Genomic DNA, 16,282 nt, shown 5'->3' with positions numbered 1-16,282 from the left:
GGGCGGTCAGGCGGGCGCGCGGAGAGCTGAAAGGGTGATCATTGGCGCCCCTGTCGGCCACGGACCCGGGGGCGCGGTGCCGGGCGTGAACTAGGCTCGACGCGCCCCCTTCCCGGGGCACCACCTCACCTCCGGGAGTGCGCCAGTGCCGGACCAGGCCCTCGACCCGCGACGGTCCCCTGCGGGGAGCACCGACGAGACGGGGAGCCCTGCGCCCGAGCGGTCCCCGGGGTCCCCGGCGGACCCGGAACCGGTGCGGGAACCGGAGCAGGCGGCGACGGAGGGCGCCCCGGCCGCGGCGGAGCCCGAGCGGTCGGCGCAGGAACCCGAGCCGGTGGAGGCAGCCGAGCCGGTGGGGGCACCCGTACCGGCGGCCGCAGCTGTACGTACGGCCGTCCCCGTACCGGCCTCTTCGGTGCCGCCCCGGCCGCCGCACCCGCCGGCCGCCGCGCCCGCCTCCCCACCCGCAGGCGGCCCGCCCCCTCCTCCCGCCGTCGAACCCGTCGAACCCGTCGGCACCGTGGCCGCGCGCGAACTGCCCGAGCCGGCCGCGTACTTCGTGGGACGCGAGCGGGAACTCGCCCAGTTGCGGGCCGACATCGTGCGGCCCGGGCTCGCCGTGGCCGGCGGGAAGCAGCCGGACCGCGGCCGAGTGCTGCTGGTGGTCGGCCGCCCCGGCACCGGGCGCACCGAGCTGGCGGTCAAGCTGGCCCGGGAGGTCGCGGCGGCGTACCCGGACGGGCAGTACTTCCTCCGGCTCACCGACACCGACGGCGCCCCCGTGCCCGCCGAGGACACCGCCCGCGCGCTCCTGCGGGCCCTCGCCGCGCGGCGGCCCGCCGCCGGCCGTCCCGCGGTGCCCGGGCAGGCGGCTCCCGGCCGCGCCGGCACCGCGTCCGGGCCGGAGCCCGCCGCCGACCCGGTGGCCGTCCTGCGCTCCGCCACCACCGGGCGCCGGCTGCTGCTCGTCCTCGACGACGTGGCGCGCGCCGACCAACTCTCCGGGCTGCTGCCCGAGTCGCCCGGCAGCCTGGTGGTGGCGACCGCCGACGGCCCGCTGTCCGGCATCCCCGACGTCCGCCCGTGCACCCTCGGCGGCCTGGACACCCCCGCCGCGCTCGCGCTGCTCGCCCACACCATCGGCGACACCCGGGTCACCAACGACCCGCGCGCCGCCGAGACGCTCGTGCAGGAGCTGACCGGCCACCCCACCGCGCTGCGGCTCGCCGCCGCCTGGCTCGCGGCCCAGCCCCGTATGCCCCTGTCGGAGGCGGCCGTCCAGTTGCGGGCCACTCCCGACACCCCGCTCGTGCCGGCCGCCCCCGCGCCTCCCGCTTCCGCTCCCGCCACGGGTGACGCCGCGGACGGTGGCGCGGCCCCCGAGCAGCCCGCCGCCGTGCGTCGCCCCGCCGCGCCGGCCGAACTGCTGCGCGCCTTCCGGGCGGCCTACGGCACCCTTCCGCCCGCCGTCGCCCGCCTCCTGCGCAGCCTCGTGCTCGCCCCGGCCGGGAGCATCGACGCCCATGTCGCCTCCGCGCTGGCCGGCTGCGCGGTGGACGCCGCCGACCGCGCCCTGGCCGGCCTCGCCGACTCCGCGCTGCTGGTCCGCGGCGCCGCCGACGGCCTGTACCGGGTGCCGGGCTGCCTCGAACCGCTGCTGCGCGCGCTGCTGACCGGCACCGACCGCCCGCAGGACATCACGCTGGCCCGGGCCCGGATGCTGGAGCGGACCGTACGGCTGCTGGAGTCGTGCCGGGTCGCGCTGGCCCGCGAGGGCGGCACCGACGCGCTTCCGGGCACCGTACGGTTCGCCTCGCCCGCCGCCGCGGCCGACTGGCTGCTGGCCCGCCGCCCGGCGCTGATGGCCGCGGCCCGCGCCGCCGTGGCCGACGGCGAACTCGACACCCTCGCCCGCCGGCTGATCGCCGCCCTGGTCCGCGCCCTGCTCGCCCTGCCCGCGGGCGGGCCGGGCCCCGGAGCGACGGGCCGGCCCGGCCGCCCCGGTGCGGGTGCCGGGTCGCGCCGCCCCTTGGCGCGCGCGGACCGCTACGAACTGCACACCCTGGCCCTCACCGTGGCCGAGCGCCGCCACCTGCCGCGCGAGAAGGCCGCCGCGCTGATCAACCTCGCCGACCTGGACGCGGAGGCGGGCCGGACCGACCACGCCGTCACCGCCTACCGCAAGGCGCTCGAAGCCGCCCGCGCCGCCGACGACACCGGGGCCGAGGGCCGCGTGCTGGAGGCGATCGGCGGTTGCTACCTCGAACTGGGTGACCTGTCGCGGGCCGGGGACTGGTTCGGCCGCGCGCTCGCGCTGCGCCAGGGCCGCGGCGAACTCGTCGACCAGGCACGGCTGCACGCCCGGATCGGCGCGGTCCTGACGTACCTCGGCAGCCACACCCAGGCCCTGCGGGAGTGGCGCGCGGCGGCCGGGACGCACCGCAGGCTCGGCGACCTCGCCTCGCAGGCCCGGGCGCTGGTCGAGGCGGCCCGGGTCCAGGAGTACGCCGGGCTGCCCGAGGACGCGCTGCGCACCTGCCGGGACGCGCTGTACTACGCCCGCCAGGTCGGCGAGCGCCGGTTGGAGGCCGCGGTGCTGCTGCGGCTGGCCGACGCGCTCCAGCACCTCGGCGACACCGGGGGCGCCGATCTCCAGCGCGCCGCCTCCCGCCGCCTGCTCCGGGCCGGCGAGCTCCCGGCTTTCTGACCGGCCGTTCTCGTTCCCAGGGGCTGTCAGCCTACGAAACTGCCAATGGTCTCCGCCAAACCCACCACTTTGTAAGGCTGGACACCGGCTCCTCCTTCACTAAACTGAGTTTCGCCGCATACAAGCCGGGCACGTCCGGTGTGTCATGCGATGCTGGGCCATGTCCGTATACCGGATACATGGCCACCCCCTCCCGAACCTCCTCAGTGCAAGGACCGTGATCGACGTGAAGGTGGGCATCCCCCGCGAGGTCAAGAACAACGAGTTCCGCGTGGCCATCACCCCGGCCGGTGTGCACGAACTGGTCCGGCACGGCCATGAGGTCGTCGTCGAGCAGGGCGCAGGGGGCGGCTCGTCCATCCCCGACGAGGAGTACCTCGCCGCCGGCGCGGCCGTCCTCGGCACCGCCGACGAGGTGTGGGGCGCCGCCGACCTGCTGTTGAAGGTCAAGGAGCCGGTCGCCGAGGAGTACCACCGGCTGCGCAAGGACCAGATCCTCTTCACCTACCTGCACCTGGCCGCCTCCCGCGCCTGCACCGACGCGCTGCTGGAGTCCGGCACCACCGCGATCGCTTACGAGACGGTCGAGACCCCCGGCCGCCGGCTGCCGCTGCTCGCCCCGATGTCCGAGGTCGCCGGGCGGCTCGCCCCGCAGGTCGGCGCCTACCACCTGATGCGCTCGGCCGGCGGCCGCGGTGTGCTGCCCGGCGGGGTGCCCGGGGTGAAGTCCGGCCGCGCCGTGGTGATCGGCGCGGGCGTCTCCGGCTGGCACGCCACCACCATCGCGCTCGGTCTCGGCTTCCACGTCACCCTGCTCGACAAGGATGTCGACAAACTGCGCGAGGCCGACAAGGTGTTCGGCAACCGCGTGCAGACCATCACCTCCAACGCGCTCGCGCTGGAGCAGGCCGTCCTCGACGCCGACCTCGTCGTCGGCGCGGTGCTGGTGCCCGGCGCCAAGGCGCCCAAGCTGGTCACCAACGAGCTGGTCTCGCGGATGAAGCAGGGATCTGTACTTGTCGACATCGCGATCGACCAGGGCGGCTGCTTCGAGGACTCGCGTCCCACCACGCACGCCGAACCGACCTTCACCGTGCACGACTCGGTCTTCTACTGCGTGGCCAACATGCCCGGCGCGGTGCCCAACACCTCGACCTACGCGCTCACCAACGTGACGCTGCCGTACATCGTCGAACTCGCCGACCGCGGCTGGCGCGAGGCGCTGCGGCGCGACGCGGCACTCGCCCTCGGCCTCAACACCCATGAGGGGCAGGTCGTTTACGGCCCTGTCGCCGAGGCGCACGACCTCGACGCCACTGACCTGCACACCGTGCTGGGCTGAGCTCCGGCAGCAGAAAAAACGTCACTCATCGGCACGTTGCGCCAACTGCGCCTGCACGGCGGGGTCTTGTCCATCGAGACCCCGCCGTTCGCGTGGTTACGCCCTTGACAGCGGGGTGTTCGGTTCCCGACACATCATGCCGTGTCCGGCGGATTGTGTTGCTGCGGACCACCGACACGCCATAGAGTCGCGAAACGTCGGCTGTAGTCACGCTGACCTATCTAGATGTTTCCTGGTCACCAAGGAGGTAAGACGACTTGTGAACGAGTCGACATTTGCTCCCGGAGGTGGTCAACCAGGAACGACCGTCGGTTCCGTTGCGGTCCGTACCTTTGAGTCCCGCCGGCCCGAGACGACGACCACGGAGACAATCCCCGGTTACGCCATGGCTCCTTACGACGACGACCACGACCTGCAAGACGGTCAGTTCTACGACCCGGACGCCGAATACGAGCCGGACCCGGAGTACGCCGCCACGCTCGCGCCCGACGCCGCCCGTCAGCGCCGCGAACGCGTCGGCCCCACCGGCCGCCCGCTGCCGTACTTCCCGATCCCGAACCCGCTCACGGACCACGGCCCGGCGAAGATCATCGCGATGTGCAACCAGAAGGGCGGGGTCGGCAAGACCACCTCGACCATCAACCTGGGTGCCGCGCTCGCCGAGTACGGCCGTCGCGTGCTGCTCGTCGACTTCGACCCGCAGGGCGCCCTGTCGGTAGGCCTCGGGGTCAACCCGATGGAACTCGACATCACCGTCTACAACCTGCTGATGGAACGCGGCCTCGCCGCCGACGAGGTGCTGCTGAAGACCGCGGTGCCCGGCATGGACCTGCTGCCGAGCAACATCGACCTGTCCGCCGCCGAGGTGCAGCTGGTCAGCGAGGTGGCCCGCGAGTCCGCGCTCCAGCGCGCCCTCAAGCCGCTGATGTCCGACTACGACTACATCGTCATCGACTGCCAGCCCTCGCTCGGCCTGCTCACCGTCAACGCGCTGACCGCGGCGCACTCGGTGATCGTGCCGCTGGAGTGCGAGTTCTTCGCGCTCCGCGGGGTCGCGCTGCTCACCGAGACGATCGAGAAGGTCCGCGAGCGGCTCAACCCCGAACTCGAACTCGACGGCATCCTCGCCACGATGTACGACTCCCGCACCGTGCACAGCCGCGAGGTGCTGGCCCGGGTGGTCGAGGCGTTCGACGACCACGTCTTCCACACCGTCATCGGCCGTACCGTGCGCTTCCCGGAGACCACCGTGGCCGGCGAGCCGATCACCACCTACGCGTCCAACTCCGTCGGTGCCGCCGCCTATCGCCAACTCGCCAGGGAGGTGCTCGCCCGGTGCCACGCCGAGTGAGTCTGCCGGGCGCCGACGAGCTGTTCCGGACCACCGGTGGTGCGGCGCTCCAGGCGCCCCCGCCGTCCCATGGCGCCGAGGCGGACGCCGACGCGCGGTCCGGCGGACCGGGCTCGCAGGGCAACGGCGGCGCGCCCGGCGCCTCCACCGTCCCCACGGCGAACGGGTCCGCGCCCGCGCGGAGCGACGAGCACACCGGTCGCGACGGCACGCACCCGGTCCCGCCCGGCCAGCGCCGCCCGGGCGCCGGAGAGCGCGTCGGTGACCGCAGTACCGAGCGCAACGGCACGGTGCAGGCCGCCGCCACGGCCACCCCCGTGGCCACCGCGACCGTCACCTCGCAGAAGCCCACGCCGCCGCCGATCACCGCGACGCCCCAGCCGCCCGCGCCCGCCCGGCGCAAGGCGGCCCGGCAGAACCGCAGGCCCAGCGGACGCGAGCGCCACGACGAGAAGATCACGGTCTACGTCTCCGCGGAGGAGCTGATGGACCTGGAGCACGCCCGCCTGGTGCTGCGCGGCGAGCACGGACTGGCGATCGACCGCGGGCGGATCGTCCGGGAGGCGGTCGCCGTCGTGCTGGCCGACCTCGAATCCCGTGGGGACGCGAGCATTCTGGTCCGTCGGCTGCGGGGACGCTAGTCCCTGCGGGCAGCGGCGCCCTGACCCGCCGGGGCGCCCATGGGACTGTGCGGCTGCTCCGCTGCTCCGCGCGGAGGCGGTCACGCCGAAGGGGCGCGGGGAACCGCGCGGCAAGACACGATGGCGCGGCGCTCGGGCACGGGGCGCGACCTGCTGTGGCGAGTAGCCTGCTTACACCACGTCGCCGATCAGGACCTCGATGCCCACCTCACCCGCCAGCCCCCGTCGCAGCCTCGGCCGCGGCGCCGCCGCCGAGCCGGAACCGGCTGCTGCCCCGGAACAGGCGCCGGAAGAAGCCGAGCCTGTGGTGCCGGAGGTGCCCGAGGCAGCGGGTGAAGCCGAGCCCGTGGTGCCGGAGGTGGCCGAGGCGGCGGAAGAAGCCGAACCTGTGGTGCCGGAAGTACCCGGGGGGACGGGCGAAGCCGAACCCGTGGTGCCGGAAGTACCCGAGGCAGCGGGTGAAGCCGAACCTCCAACCGCCGGCGACCGTTTCACCGTGCGGCTCTCCAACTTCGAGGGGCCGTTCGACCTGCTGCTCCAGCTCATCTCGAAGCACCGGCTCGACGTGACCGAGATCGCGCTGTCGAGGGTCACCAACGAGTTCATGGCGCACATCCACGCGATGGGCCCGGACTGGGACCTCGACCAGACCACGGAGTTCCTCGTGGTCGCGGCCACCCTGCTGGACCTGAAGGCGGCCCGGCTGCTGCCCGCCGCGGAGGTGGAGGACGAGGCGGACCTCGCGCTGCTGGAAGCGCGGGACCTGCTGTTCGCACGGCTGCTCCAGTACCGCGCGTACAAGCAGATCGCGGCGATCTTCGCGGAGCGGCTGGAGCAGGAGGCGCTGCGCCACCCCCGTACCGTCGGACTGGAGCCGCAGCACGCGGAGTTGCTGCCGGAGGTGGTGCTGAGCATCGGCCCCGAGCGGTTCGCGCGCCTCGCGGTGAAGGCGATGCAGCCCAAGCCGAAGCCCCAGGTGTACGTGGACCACATCCACGCGCCGCTGGTGAGCGTGCGGGAGCAGGCCGAGCACGTGATCGCCATACTGCGCGAGCGGGGCGCGGCGAGCTTCGGGGAGCTGACCGCCGACGCGGCGGACACGCTCACGGTCGTGGCCCGCTTCCTGGCGCTGCTGGAGCTGTACCGGGAGAAGGCGGTCGCGCTGGACCAGGAGGAGGCGCTGGGCGCGCTCCAGGTGCGCTGGACGGGCACGGCCGAGGACGCGGCGCCCCTGGTGACGGACGAGTTCGACCAGGAGGCCGCCCCGGCGGGCAGCCGTACGGACGCCGGTCGTACGGAGGCCAGCCGTACCGGGGCCGGTCGTCCCGGGGCCGGCCCTGGCGCGAGCGGCCCTGCCTCGGGCGCTCAGGCCGCCACCGCTGCCGACGACACCACCGAGCCCGGCGCCGCCGGGAAGGGAGAGCAGTGATGACCGACGTGACCGACCTCACGCGAGCCGCCGCCGAAGCCGCTGCCGCCGCCGGTGAGGCCGCCCCGGCCGGGCTGCTCGCCGCCGCGACCGCCGAGCTGGAGCTGAGGCCGGCGCTGGAGGCGGTGCTGATGGTGGTGGACGAGCCCGCGACCGAGGAGCACCTGGCGAAGGTGCTGGGCCGGCCTCGGCGGGCGGTCGGCAAGGCGCTCCGCGAGCTGTCCGACGACTACACCCGCGAGGGCCGGGGCTTTGACCTGCGGTTGGTCGCGGGCGGCTGGCGCTTCTACACCCGGCCGGCCTTCTCGCCGGCAGTGGAGAGCTTCGTGCTGGACGGCCAGCAGGCCCGGCTGACCCAGGCCGCGCTGGAGACGCTGGCCGTGGTGGCGTACCGGCAGCCGGTGAGCCGGTCCCGGGTCTCGGCGGTGCGCGGAGTGAACTGCGACGGCGTGATGCGCACCCTGCTCCAGCGCGGGCTGGTGGAGGAAGGTGGGACGGAACCCGAGACAGGTGCGATCCTGTACAGGACGACGAACTACTTCCTGGAACGTATGGGCCTGCGCAGCCTTGACGAGCTGCCCGAGCTCGCCCCGTTCCTGCCGGAGGCGGAAGCGGTCGAGGCGGAGTCCGCGGAAGGGCTCCCGTCCTTCGATCCGGACGCCCCGGACGATCCACCGACGAACTCGAACTCGATCACCTCGATTACGGAACCTTGATGCGAAGCAGCGACAGGAACAGCGGCGGCAACCGGAAACCCCGCGGCGGCAGCGGCGGCGGCTCCGCCGACCGGCGCGGCGAGGAGCCGGGGCGTCCCCGCAAGCCGCGTCCGGAGGAGCGCCGCTACGACGTCGGCGGCACCGGCCAGTCCGGTGCGAACAAGCCCGGCGGCATGCCCCGCACCAAGGACGCGGGCCGCGCCAAGCCCGGTGCCCGGCCGACCGGCAACCGCGGCCGCAAGCCGGTCCCGGCCCGGCCGCGCGAACTCGACGCCCAGATCGAGCAGCGCAACCGCGAGCGGCACAACAAGCCGCAGGTCAAGACGCCCAAGACCTTCCCCGGCGCCGAGCAGGAGGGCGAACGGCTGCAGAAGGTGCTGGCCAGGGCCGGCATGGGCTCGCGGCGGGCCTGCGAGGAACTGATCGAGCAGCACCGCGTCGAGGTGAACGGCGAGATCGTCACCGAGCAGGGCATGCGGGTCGACCCCGACCACGACGAGGTGAAGGTCGACGGGCTCACCGTCGCCACGCAGTCGTACCTGTTCTTCGCGCTCAACAAGCCGGCCGGTGTGGTCTCCACCATGGAGGACCCCGACGGGCGGCAGTGCCTCGGCGACTACGTCACCAACCGCGACACCCGGCTCTTCCACGTCGGCCGGCTCGACACCGAGACCGAGGGCCTGATCCTGCTCACCAACCACGGCGAGCTGGCCCACCGGCTGACCCACCCGCGCTACGGCGTGAAGAAGACCTATCTCGCCGCCATCCAGGGCCCGTTGCCCCGCGACCTGGGCAAGCAGCTCAAGAACGGCATCGAGCTGGAGGACGGCTGGGCACGCGCCGACCACTTCCGGATCGTGCAGAACACCGGCAAGAACTACCTGGTCGAGGTCACCCTCCACGAGGGCCGCAAGCACATCGTCCGCCGCATGCTCTCCGAGGCCGGCTTCCCCGTCGACAAGCTGGTGCGCACCAGCTTCGGGCCGATTCCCCTCGGCGACCAGAAGTCCGGCTGGCTGCGCCGCCTCACCAACACCGAGGTCGGCATGCTCATGGGCGAGGTCGACCTGTAGAACGCGACGGGAACGCGACGGCAGGCGCCCCCCGGTAAGGGGCGCCCTCCAGGCGGCGGCCACTTACCCGTGCCCGCCGCCTCGCCACGCGTCCGCGTCTGGCGGTTGGATGGGCGCATGACCGCGCCCGCCTCCTCCGCCACCGCCCCCGTCGCCGCTCTGGCCACGCTCTCCGCCGCACAGGTGCCCGACCTCGCCCCCGCCGTCAGCGACCTGCTGGGCAGCGGCCCCGAGCTGCTGTTCGTCACCGTCTCCGGCGCGCACCTGTACGGATTCCCCTCCCAGGACTCCGACGTCGACCTGCGCGGGGTGCACCTGCTGCCGCTGCGCGAGGTGATCGGCCTGCACGAGGGCGAGCCGACCAGGACCCGGATGTGGCAGCGCGGGAGCCTCGACCTGGACCTGGTCACCCACGACATGCTGAAGTTCGTCCGGCTGATGCTGCGCCGCAACGGCTACGTGCTGGAGCAGCTGCTCTCCCCGCTGGTCGTCCACACCACCGGTGTCCACGCCGAGCTCGCCGCGCTGGCGCCCGGCGTGATCACCGCCGGCCACGCCCACCACTACCGCGGCTTCGCCGCCACCCAGTGGCGTCTGCACCTCAAGAACGGCGAACTCAAGCCGCTCCTCTACACGTTCCGGGTGCTGCTCACCGGCATCCACCTGATGCGCACCGGGCGCGTGCTGTCCCACCTCCCCACCCTCCTGGCGGAAGTACCCGAGGCGCCCGCCTACCTCCCGGACCTGATCGCGGCCAAGGCCGAGGCCGAGCACGCGCCCACCCCCGGACTGCCCGCGGGCCGGCTCGGCGCCGACGTCGAAGCCCTGCACGGCACCCTGACCGCTGCCCAGGACACCTCCCGGCTCCCGGACCGCCCCACCGCCCAGGACGCTCTCCACGACCTGGTGGTCCGCACCCGCGAGGCCGCCGTGTGAGCGCGAGCGGCCGGGAGTAGCGGTTACGAGGTGCGCCCAGGACGAGCGGTCACGAGGAGTGGCTGGCGTCGGGCACCAGCGGCGGCAGGGCGGGGACGGCGGAGGTGCCGCGGACGCGGATCAGGAAGTCCTCGACGCGGGTGCGGTCCGGCTCGGGCGGGAGAGGGGTGCGGCTGGAGGCGGCGTCGATCTCCTCGTGGAGGGTGCGGGTCCAGGCGCGGATCTCGTCCCAGCCGAGTTCGCCGCGCTTGACCGCGAGGAGACGGTCGCGGTGCTCGCCCGCGTCGATGCCGAGCCGGCCGGTGCGCAGCAGGTCGCGGCAGCTCAGCAGCAGCCGCAGCAGGTGCATCGCGTGCTTCCAGCGGGGCCGGCCGTGGGTGCGCAGGTCCGCTTCGAGCTTGCCGAGCTGCTGGGCGGCGTACCCGCGGAAGGAGGCCTCGGCGCGGCGGGAGAGGAACGCGCCCCGCAGATCGAGCAGTTCGCGGCCGGTCGCGTCGACGTGCTCGACGATGGGGGAGTGCATGCACTCCAGCACGTTCGGGTTGCCGCGCAGCGCGAGCACGCAGAAGCGCTCCAGCTCCCAGGAGAACTGCTCGTCCCGCGGCCCGGTGACATGGGTGGGCGGCTTGTCCAGCCGCCAGAACAGCGGGGTCGGCGCCACGAACACCCCGCGCCGGTCCGTGTCGCTGGCGTCCGTGGCCAGTCCGAAGGCGCGCGAGCCCATCACGCACGCGTAGACCGTGTGGTCCCTGACCAGTTCGTGCCCCACGTCGTCCCCCAGCGAATCGCGCATGAGGGCGATTATGGTCATCTCATCGGACCGGGCGCGCGATTTTCACCTTCCCCGCGGTGACCACGGGCGACCCGCAACGGGCGGGACCGGTGGGACGCCAGGGAAGCCCGGGGCCCCGCCGTACGGCTCCGCCCCGTCTCGGTCCGCGGTCCGCCCCGCGCCGGCCCCGCGCCCTGGCTACGCTGGTCGCGGACCGTACCGCCGGCCCGTACTCCCGCCGCCGCACCCCGCAAGGACACCTTCGTGAGGACCGCCCTCGTCATCGGAACCGGCCTGATGGGCACCTCGGCCGCGCTCGCCCTCAGCGACCGCGGTGTCGACGTGTACCTGAGGGACCACGACGAATCCGTAGCGCGTACCGCGGAGGCGCTCGGCGCGGGCTCCTCGGGGCAGCCGCCGCACCCCGTGGACCTGGTGATCGTGGCGGTGCCGCCCGCCCATGTGGCCACCACCCTCGCCGAGGTGATCGCTGCGGGCCTGGGCCGCGGGTACCTGGACGTGGCCAGCGTCAAGGGCGGCCCGCGCCGCGAGCTGGACGCCGCGGGCTGCGACCTGACCCGCTACATCGGCACCCACCCCATGGCAGGCCGGGAGCGCTCCGGCCCGCTGGCGGCGAGCGCCGACCTCTTCGAGGGCCGCCCCTGGGTGCTCACCCCCACCGCGGGCACCGACACCGAGGTGCTCAACCTCGCCCTGGAACTGGTCGCCCTGTGCCGCGCGGTCCCCGTCGTGATGGACGCCGACGCGCACGACCGCGCCGTCGCGCTCGTCTCGCACACCCCGCAGCTCGTCTCCAGCATGGTCGCCGCCCGCCTGGAACACGCCGAGGACGCCGCCGTACGCCTGTGCGGGCAGGGCATCCTCGACGTCACCCGCGTCGCCGGGTCCGAGCCGGGCATGTGGATGGACATCCTGGCCGCCAACCCCGGTCCGGTCGCCGATGTGCTCGACGCCCTGGCCGCCGACCTCACCGAGACCGTCACCGCGCTGCGCTCCCTGCAGTCCGCCGACGACGGCAAGCGGCGCGGCGGCGCGGCCGGCATCGAGGACATCCTGCGCCGCGGCAACGCCGGCCGCGCCAAGGTCCCCGGCAAGCACGGCGCCGCCCCCAAGCCGTACGAGATCGTCGCCGTGCTCATCGGCGACCAGCCCGGCGAGCTGGCCCGGCTCTTCGCGGACGCGGGCGCCGCGGGCGTCAACATCGAGGACGTGCGGATCGAGCACTCCACCGGGCAGCAGGCGGGCCTGGTGAACCTGACGGTCGAGCCGCGCAGCGCCACCGTCCTGTCGGCGGCGCTGCGGGAGCGCGGCTGGGCGCTGCGGCAGTAGCCGCGGTCGGGGCCCGCCCGGCCCCGTCGACCGGTTCCGCGCCGCCCCGCCCCCGGCGCGGCGGCTCGGCTCGGCCCGGCCCCGCCCGGCCGGGGTGGCGCTGGGCCACCCGGGGGGCCGGTAACCTTGAGGGATGGCATCCGGCGCCCGCCGGCCCGCCCGCACCCGCATCCGTGCACGAGGAAGGCCACCCGCTGTGTCAAATCCGGTGATCGTCGCGATCGACGGCCCCTCCGGCACGGGCAAGTCCAGCACGTCCAGGGCGGTCGCGTCCCGGCTGGGCCTCAGCTACCTGGACACGGGCGCGCAGTACCGCGCGATCACCTGGTGGATGCTGACCAACGGCGTGGACGTCGGCGACCCGCTGGCCATCGCCGACCAGGCGGGCAAGCCGGCGATCGTGGCCGGCACCGACCCGGCCGCCCCCGCGATCACCGTGGACGGCCTGGACGCCTCCGGCCCGATCCGCACCCAGGAGGTCACCGCCGCGGTCAGCGCGGTGAGCGCCGTTCCCGAGGTGCGCACCCGGATGGTGGAGATCCAGCGCGCCGCGGCCGCCGCCGCGCCCGCCGGCATCGTGGTCGAGGGCCGTGACATCGGCACCACCGTGCTGCCCGACGCCACCGTCAAGATCTTCCTCACCGCCTCCGCCGAGGTCCGCGCCGCCCGCCGCAGCGGCGAGCTGAAGGGCGCGCAGTCCGTCGCCGACACCCAGGCCGCCCTGGTCCGGCGCGACGCCGCCGACTCCGGCCGCAAGACCTCGCCGCTGGCCAAGGCCGACGACGCCATAGAGGTCGACACCAGCGAGCTCACCCTCGAGCAGGTCGTCGAGCAGGTCGTCGCACTGGTCGGGGAGAAGCGAGCGGCTCGGTGAGTACGCAGCGCGAGACCCTGGCGGCGCCCGCGGCACCGGCGGGCGCGCCGTCCGCGCCGCCGCTGCCGAGCGCGCGCGGCGCCGCGGTGGCCCGCGGCATCGGCATCGGGCTGATGAACGGCCTGTGGCGTCCCCGGGTGCTCGGCGACTGGCGGCTGCCGGCGCACGGCCCGGTCATCCTCGCGGGCAACCACAGCCACAACGTCGACGGGCCGATGCTGATCGGCACCTGCCCGCGACCCCTGCACTTCCTGGTGAAGAAGGAGGCGTTCGTCGGCCCGCTCGACCTGTTCCTGCGCTCCATCGGCCAGGTCAAGGTCGACCGCTCCGGCGCCGACCGCGGTGCGATCACCGCGGCGCTCGGCGTGCTGGAGCAGGGCGGCGTGCTGGGCATCTTCCCCGAGGGCACCCGCGGCGACGGCGACTTCGCCCAGCTGCGGGCCGGACTGGCGTACTTCGCGGTGCGCTCGGGCGCCCCGGTCGTCCCGGTCGCCGTCCTCGGCAGCGCCCGCCGCGGCCGGCTGGTCGGCGGGCTGCCGCCGCTGCGCGCCCGGATCGACGTCGTCTACGGCGAGCCCTTCGAGGCCGGCGACGGCAGCGGGCGGCGGACCCGTACCGCGCTCGACGAAGCCACCACCCGCATCCAGGCGCACCTGTCCGCGCACCTCGCCGAGGCCAGGCGGGCCACCGGCCGGGCGTGACCCGGGCCCGGCCGGCCGACCCGGCCCGCGGGCCGCGCGCCCGCCCGGCCGCACCGGGAACGGCGCCCACGTACTTCTTGCTGATCGACGGAGAGACCTCATGGACCAGGGATACGAACACGGCGACGCCGACGCGCTCGGCGACGCCGAATACGCCGAGTTCATGCAGCTCGCCGAGGAGGAGGGCTTCGACCCGGAGGAGGTCGCCGACGACCTCGCGGAGGCCGGCCACGGCCCGCTTCCGGTGCTCGCCGTCGTCGGCCGCCCCAATGTCGGCAAGTCGACACTGGTGAACCGGATCATCGGCCGCCGCGAGGCCGTCGTGGAGGACCGCCCCGGCGTCACCCGCGACCGCGTCAGCTACGAGGCGAACTGGAACGGCCGGCGCTTCAAGCTGGTCGACACCGGCGGCTGGGAGCAGGACGTACTCGGCATCGACGCGTCCGTGGCCGCGCAGGCCGAGTTCGCGATCGAGGCGGCCGACGCGGTGGTCTTCGTGGTCGACGCGACCGTGGGCGCCACCGACACCGACGAGGCGGTCGTGAAGCTGCTGCGCCGGGCCGGCAAGCCCGTGGTGCTGGCCGCCAACAAGGTGGACGGCCCCTCCGGCGAGGCCGACGCGTACGCGCTGTGGAGCCTCGGCCTGGGCGAGCCCCACCCGATCTCGTCGCTGCACGGCCGCGGCACCGGCGACCTGCTGGACGCGATCATGGAGGCGCTGCCCGAGGCGCCCGCGATGACCTTCGGCGAGGCCCTCGGCGGCCCGCGCCGGGTCGCGCTGATCGGCCGCCCCAACGTCGGCAAGTCGTCGCTGCTGAACAAGGTGGCGGGCAGCGACCGGGTGGTCGTCAACGAGGTCGCGGGCACCACCCGCGACCCGGTCGACGAGCTGATCCAGCTCGGCGGCGTGACCTGGAAGTTCATCGACACGGCGGGCATCCGGCGGCGGGTGCACCTCACCGAAGGCGCCGACTACTACGCCTCCCTGCGCACCGCGGCAGCGCTGGAGAAGGCCGAGGTCGCGGTGATCCTGGTCGACGCGAGCGAGACGCTCACCGAGCAGGACACCCGGATCATCTCGATGGCGGTCGAGGCGGGCCGGGCCGTCGTCATCGCGTACAACAAGTGGGACCTGATGGAGGAGGAGCGCCGCTACTACCTGGAACGCGAGATCGAGCGCGACCTCGTCCAGGTGCAGTGGGCGCCCCGGGTCAACGTCTCGGCGCGGACCGGGCGGCACATGGAGAAGCTGGTCCCGGCGATCGAGACCGCGCTGGCCGGCTGGGAGACCCGGGTGCCGACCGGACGGCTGAACGCGTTCCTCGGCGAGCTGGTCTCCGGCCACCCGCACCCGATCCGCGGGGGCAAGCAGCCGCGCATCCTGTTCGGCACCCAGGCGGGCACCCGGCCGCCGCGTTTCGTGCTCTTCGCGTCCGGCTTCCTGGAGGCGGGTTACCGCCGGTTCGTCGAGCGCCGGCTGCGCGAGGAGTTCGGCTTCGAGGGCACGCCGATCCAGGTGTCGGTGCGGGTGCGGGAGAAGCGGGGCCGGAAGAAGTAACGGCGCCGCGGGCCGCGGCGGTACGAGCCGCGGCCCACGGACCTCCCCGGCGCGTATCGGCGGTCGCCGGTGATTGTCGGCGGTCGCGGCGGTTGTCGGCGGCGGTCGCGGCGGTCGCGCTGGTTGTCGGCGGTCGCCGCGCCGGGCCGCTGCCGGATGTGCCCGTGCCGCCCGCCGGCTCCCGCTACCGCATCCGGTTGTCGCCGCGGCCCGGGGGCAGAGCCGCCGGGCCGTCGTCGTTCGCGCCGCCGCGCCGCCCGGTCCGGCCGCCGGACCCGTTCGCGGCGCCGCCCGAGCCGTTCGCCCCGCCGCCCGGGCCGCCGTTCGCCCCGCTCACCCCGCCGTTTCCGGTCCCGGCCGCGCCGCCCGGGTCACCGCGGTGGCGGCCGCCCGGCGCGAAGGGCGGGTACTCCGCGTGCCAGGCCGCGAACCCCTTGAACTGCAGCGATTCCTCGCCGCTGCGATCGCCGGGGAGGGCCCGGAACAGCCTGCGGTATTCCGAGTACAGCGCATCGTAGATCGGCGTGTTCGACGCACCGCCTCCGGTCGCGTCCTGCGCCGTGCGCATGGACGGGATGTAGCGCTGGTAAGGGGCTCGGGAGGAGGCGTCGAAGCTGTACACGTAACTGCCAACGACCCGGCGCCGGGCGGGATGCGGGCCGCGCGGTTGAATTGCCGATCTTTGACCAGGTCAACAGGGTGTTGGCGGTATTGGCGGCGGGCGGACGTGCGAGGGGCGCGCACAGCGTGCTGGACAGTTCGTTGGGCCGGTGGTCGACGCGGTCGGCGAGGCCGACCAGGGACAGCGCGGCCAGCGCCCGGCGGCGCCGCT

Annotated in this window: 13 protein-coding genes and 1 pseudogene; 12 read left to right on the top strand and 2 right to left on the bottom strand. The window is 74.3% G+C overall.

Features of this window, described 5'->3' with window-relative positions:
* Positions 1-253 precede the first annotated feature (253 nt).
* From AB0399_RS31025 to AB0399_RS30990, 8 genes and pseudogenes are all read left to right on the top strand, one after another.
* Positions 254-2,707, top strand: coding sequence for a tetratricopeptide repeat protein (locus AB0399_RS31025; RefSeq protein WP_366413591.1), 2,454 nt, complete (start codon positions 254-256; stop codon positions 2,705-2,707).
* 226 nt (positions 2,708-2,933) lie between these two features.
* The gene (gene ald / locus AB0399_RS31020) at positions 2,934-4,049 is read left to right on the top strand and encodes an alanine dehydrogenase (protein WP_328473930.1); all 1,116 of its coding nucleotides are present in this window, start codon (positions 2,934-2,936) and stop codon (positions 4,047-4,049) included.
* 259 nt (positions 4,050-4,308) lie between these two features.
* Positions 4,309-5,400, top strand: coding sequence for a ParA family protein (locus tag AB0399_RS31015; protein WP_328462497.1), 1,092 nt, complete (start codon positions 4,309-4,311; stop codon positions 5,398-5,400).
* Entirely contained in the window at positions 5,385-6,041 is a 657-nt protein-coding gene (locus tag AB0399_RS31010) for a hypothetical protein (RefSeq protein WP_329370809.1), read from the top strand. Before AB0399_RS31015 ends, AB0399_RS31010 begins: the two co-directional genes overlap by 16 nt.
* 199 nt (positions 6,042-6,240) lie before the next feature.
* A pseudogene (locus AB0399_RS31005) lies at positions 6,241-7,299 on the top strand (segregation/condensation protein A); the annotation flags it as partial.
* 170 nt (positions 7,300-7,469) lie between these two features.
* Positions 7,470-8,186 (top strand): SMC-Scp complex subunit ScpB, encoded by a 717-nt coding sequence (gene scpB, locus AB0399_RS31000; RefSeq protein ID WP_366413590.1) that lies wholly within the window; start codon positions 7,470-7,472, stop codon positions 8,184-8,186.
* The gene (locus AB0399_RS30995; protein ID WP_366413589.1) at positions 8,186-9,259 is read left to right on the top strand and encodes a pseudouridine synthase; all 1,074 of its coding nucleotides are present in this window, start codon (positions 8,186-8,188) and stop codon (positions 9,257-9,259) included. Before scpB ends, AB0399_RS30995 begins: the two co-directional genes overlap by 1 nt.
* A gap of 117 nt (positions 9,260-9,376) precedes the next feature.
* Positions 9,377-10,195: a nucleotidyltransferase domain-containing protein gene (locus AB0399_RS30990; RefSeq protein ID WP_366413588.1), complete on the top strand. Its 819-nt coding sequence runs from the start codon at positions 9,377-9,379 to the stop codon at positions 10,193-10,195.
* Between the two features lie 49 nt (positions 10,196-10,244).
* Here AB0399_RS30990 and AB0399_RS30985 read toward each other — a convergent pair whose 3' ends face one another.
* Complete coding sequence (locus AB0399_RS30985) at positions 10,245-10,988, bottom strand: nucleotidyltransferase domain-containing protein (RefSeq protein ID WP_366413587.1); 744 nt, start codon at positions 10,986-10,988, stop codon at positions 10,245-10,247.
* Between the two features lie 243 nt (positions 10,989-11,231).
* Between AB0399_RS30985 and AB0399_RS30980 the strand changes: the two genes are divergently transcribed.
* The 4 genes from AB0399_RS30980 (at position 11,232) to der (ending at position 15,450) form a co-directional block, all read left to right on the top strand.
* On the top strand, positions 11,232-12,317 hold the full coding sequence (locus tag AB0399_RS30980) for a prephenate dehydrogenase (protein ID WP_366413586.1): 1,086 nt from the start codon (positions 11,232-11,234) through the stop codon (positions 12,315-12,317).
* A 196-nt stretch (positions 12,318-12,513) separates the two neighbouring features.
* Complete coding sequence (cmk, locus tag AB0399_RS30975; protein ID WP_328462481.1) at positions 12,514-13,191, top strand: (d)CMP kinase; 678 nt, start codon at positions 12,514-12,516, stop codon at positions 13,189-13,191.
* A gap of 113 nt (positions 13,192-13,304) precedes the next feature.
* Positions 13,305-13,892, top strand: a complete 588-nt coding sequence (locus tag AB0399_RS30970) for a lysophospholipid acyltransferase family protein (protein ID WP_328473928.1) — start codon at positions 13,305-13,307, stop codon at positions 13,890-13,892.
* 100 nt (positions 13,893-13,992) lie between these two features.
* Complete coding sequence (gene der / locus AB0399_RS30965) at positions 13,993-15,450, top strand: ribosome biogenesis GTPase Der (RefSeq protein WP_329370820.1); 1,458 nt, start codon at positions 13,993-13,995, stop codon at positions 15,448-15,450.
* A gap of 184 nt (positions 15,451-15,634) precedes the next feature.
* Here der and AB0399_RS30960 read toward each other — a convergent pair whose 3' ends face one another.
* The gene (locus AB0399_RS30960) at positions 15,635-16,018 is read right to left on the bottom strand and encodes a hypothetical protein (protein WP_366413585.1); all 384 of its coding nucleotides are present in this window, start codon (positions 16,016-16,018) and stop codon (positions 15,635-15,637) included.
* Positions 16,019-16,282 lie beyond the last annotated feature (264 nt).

The sequence above is a fragment of the Streptomyces sp. NPDC088194 genome (assembly GCF_040702025.1).
In the GTDB taxonomy this organism is placed as follows: domain Bacteria; phylum Actinomycetota; class Actinomycetes; order Streptomycetales; family Streptomycetaceae; genus Actinacidiphila.
Note: the sequence above shows the minus strand (reverse complement) of the source record. Positions and strands in the feature narration are given on the sequence as shown.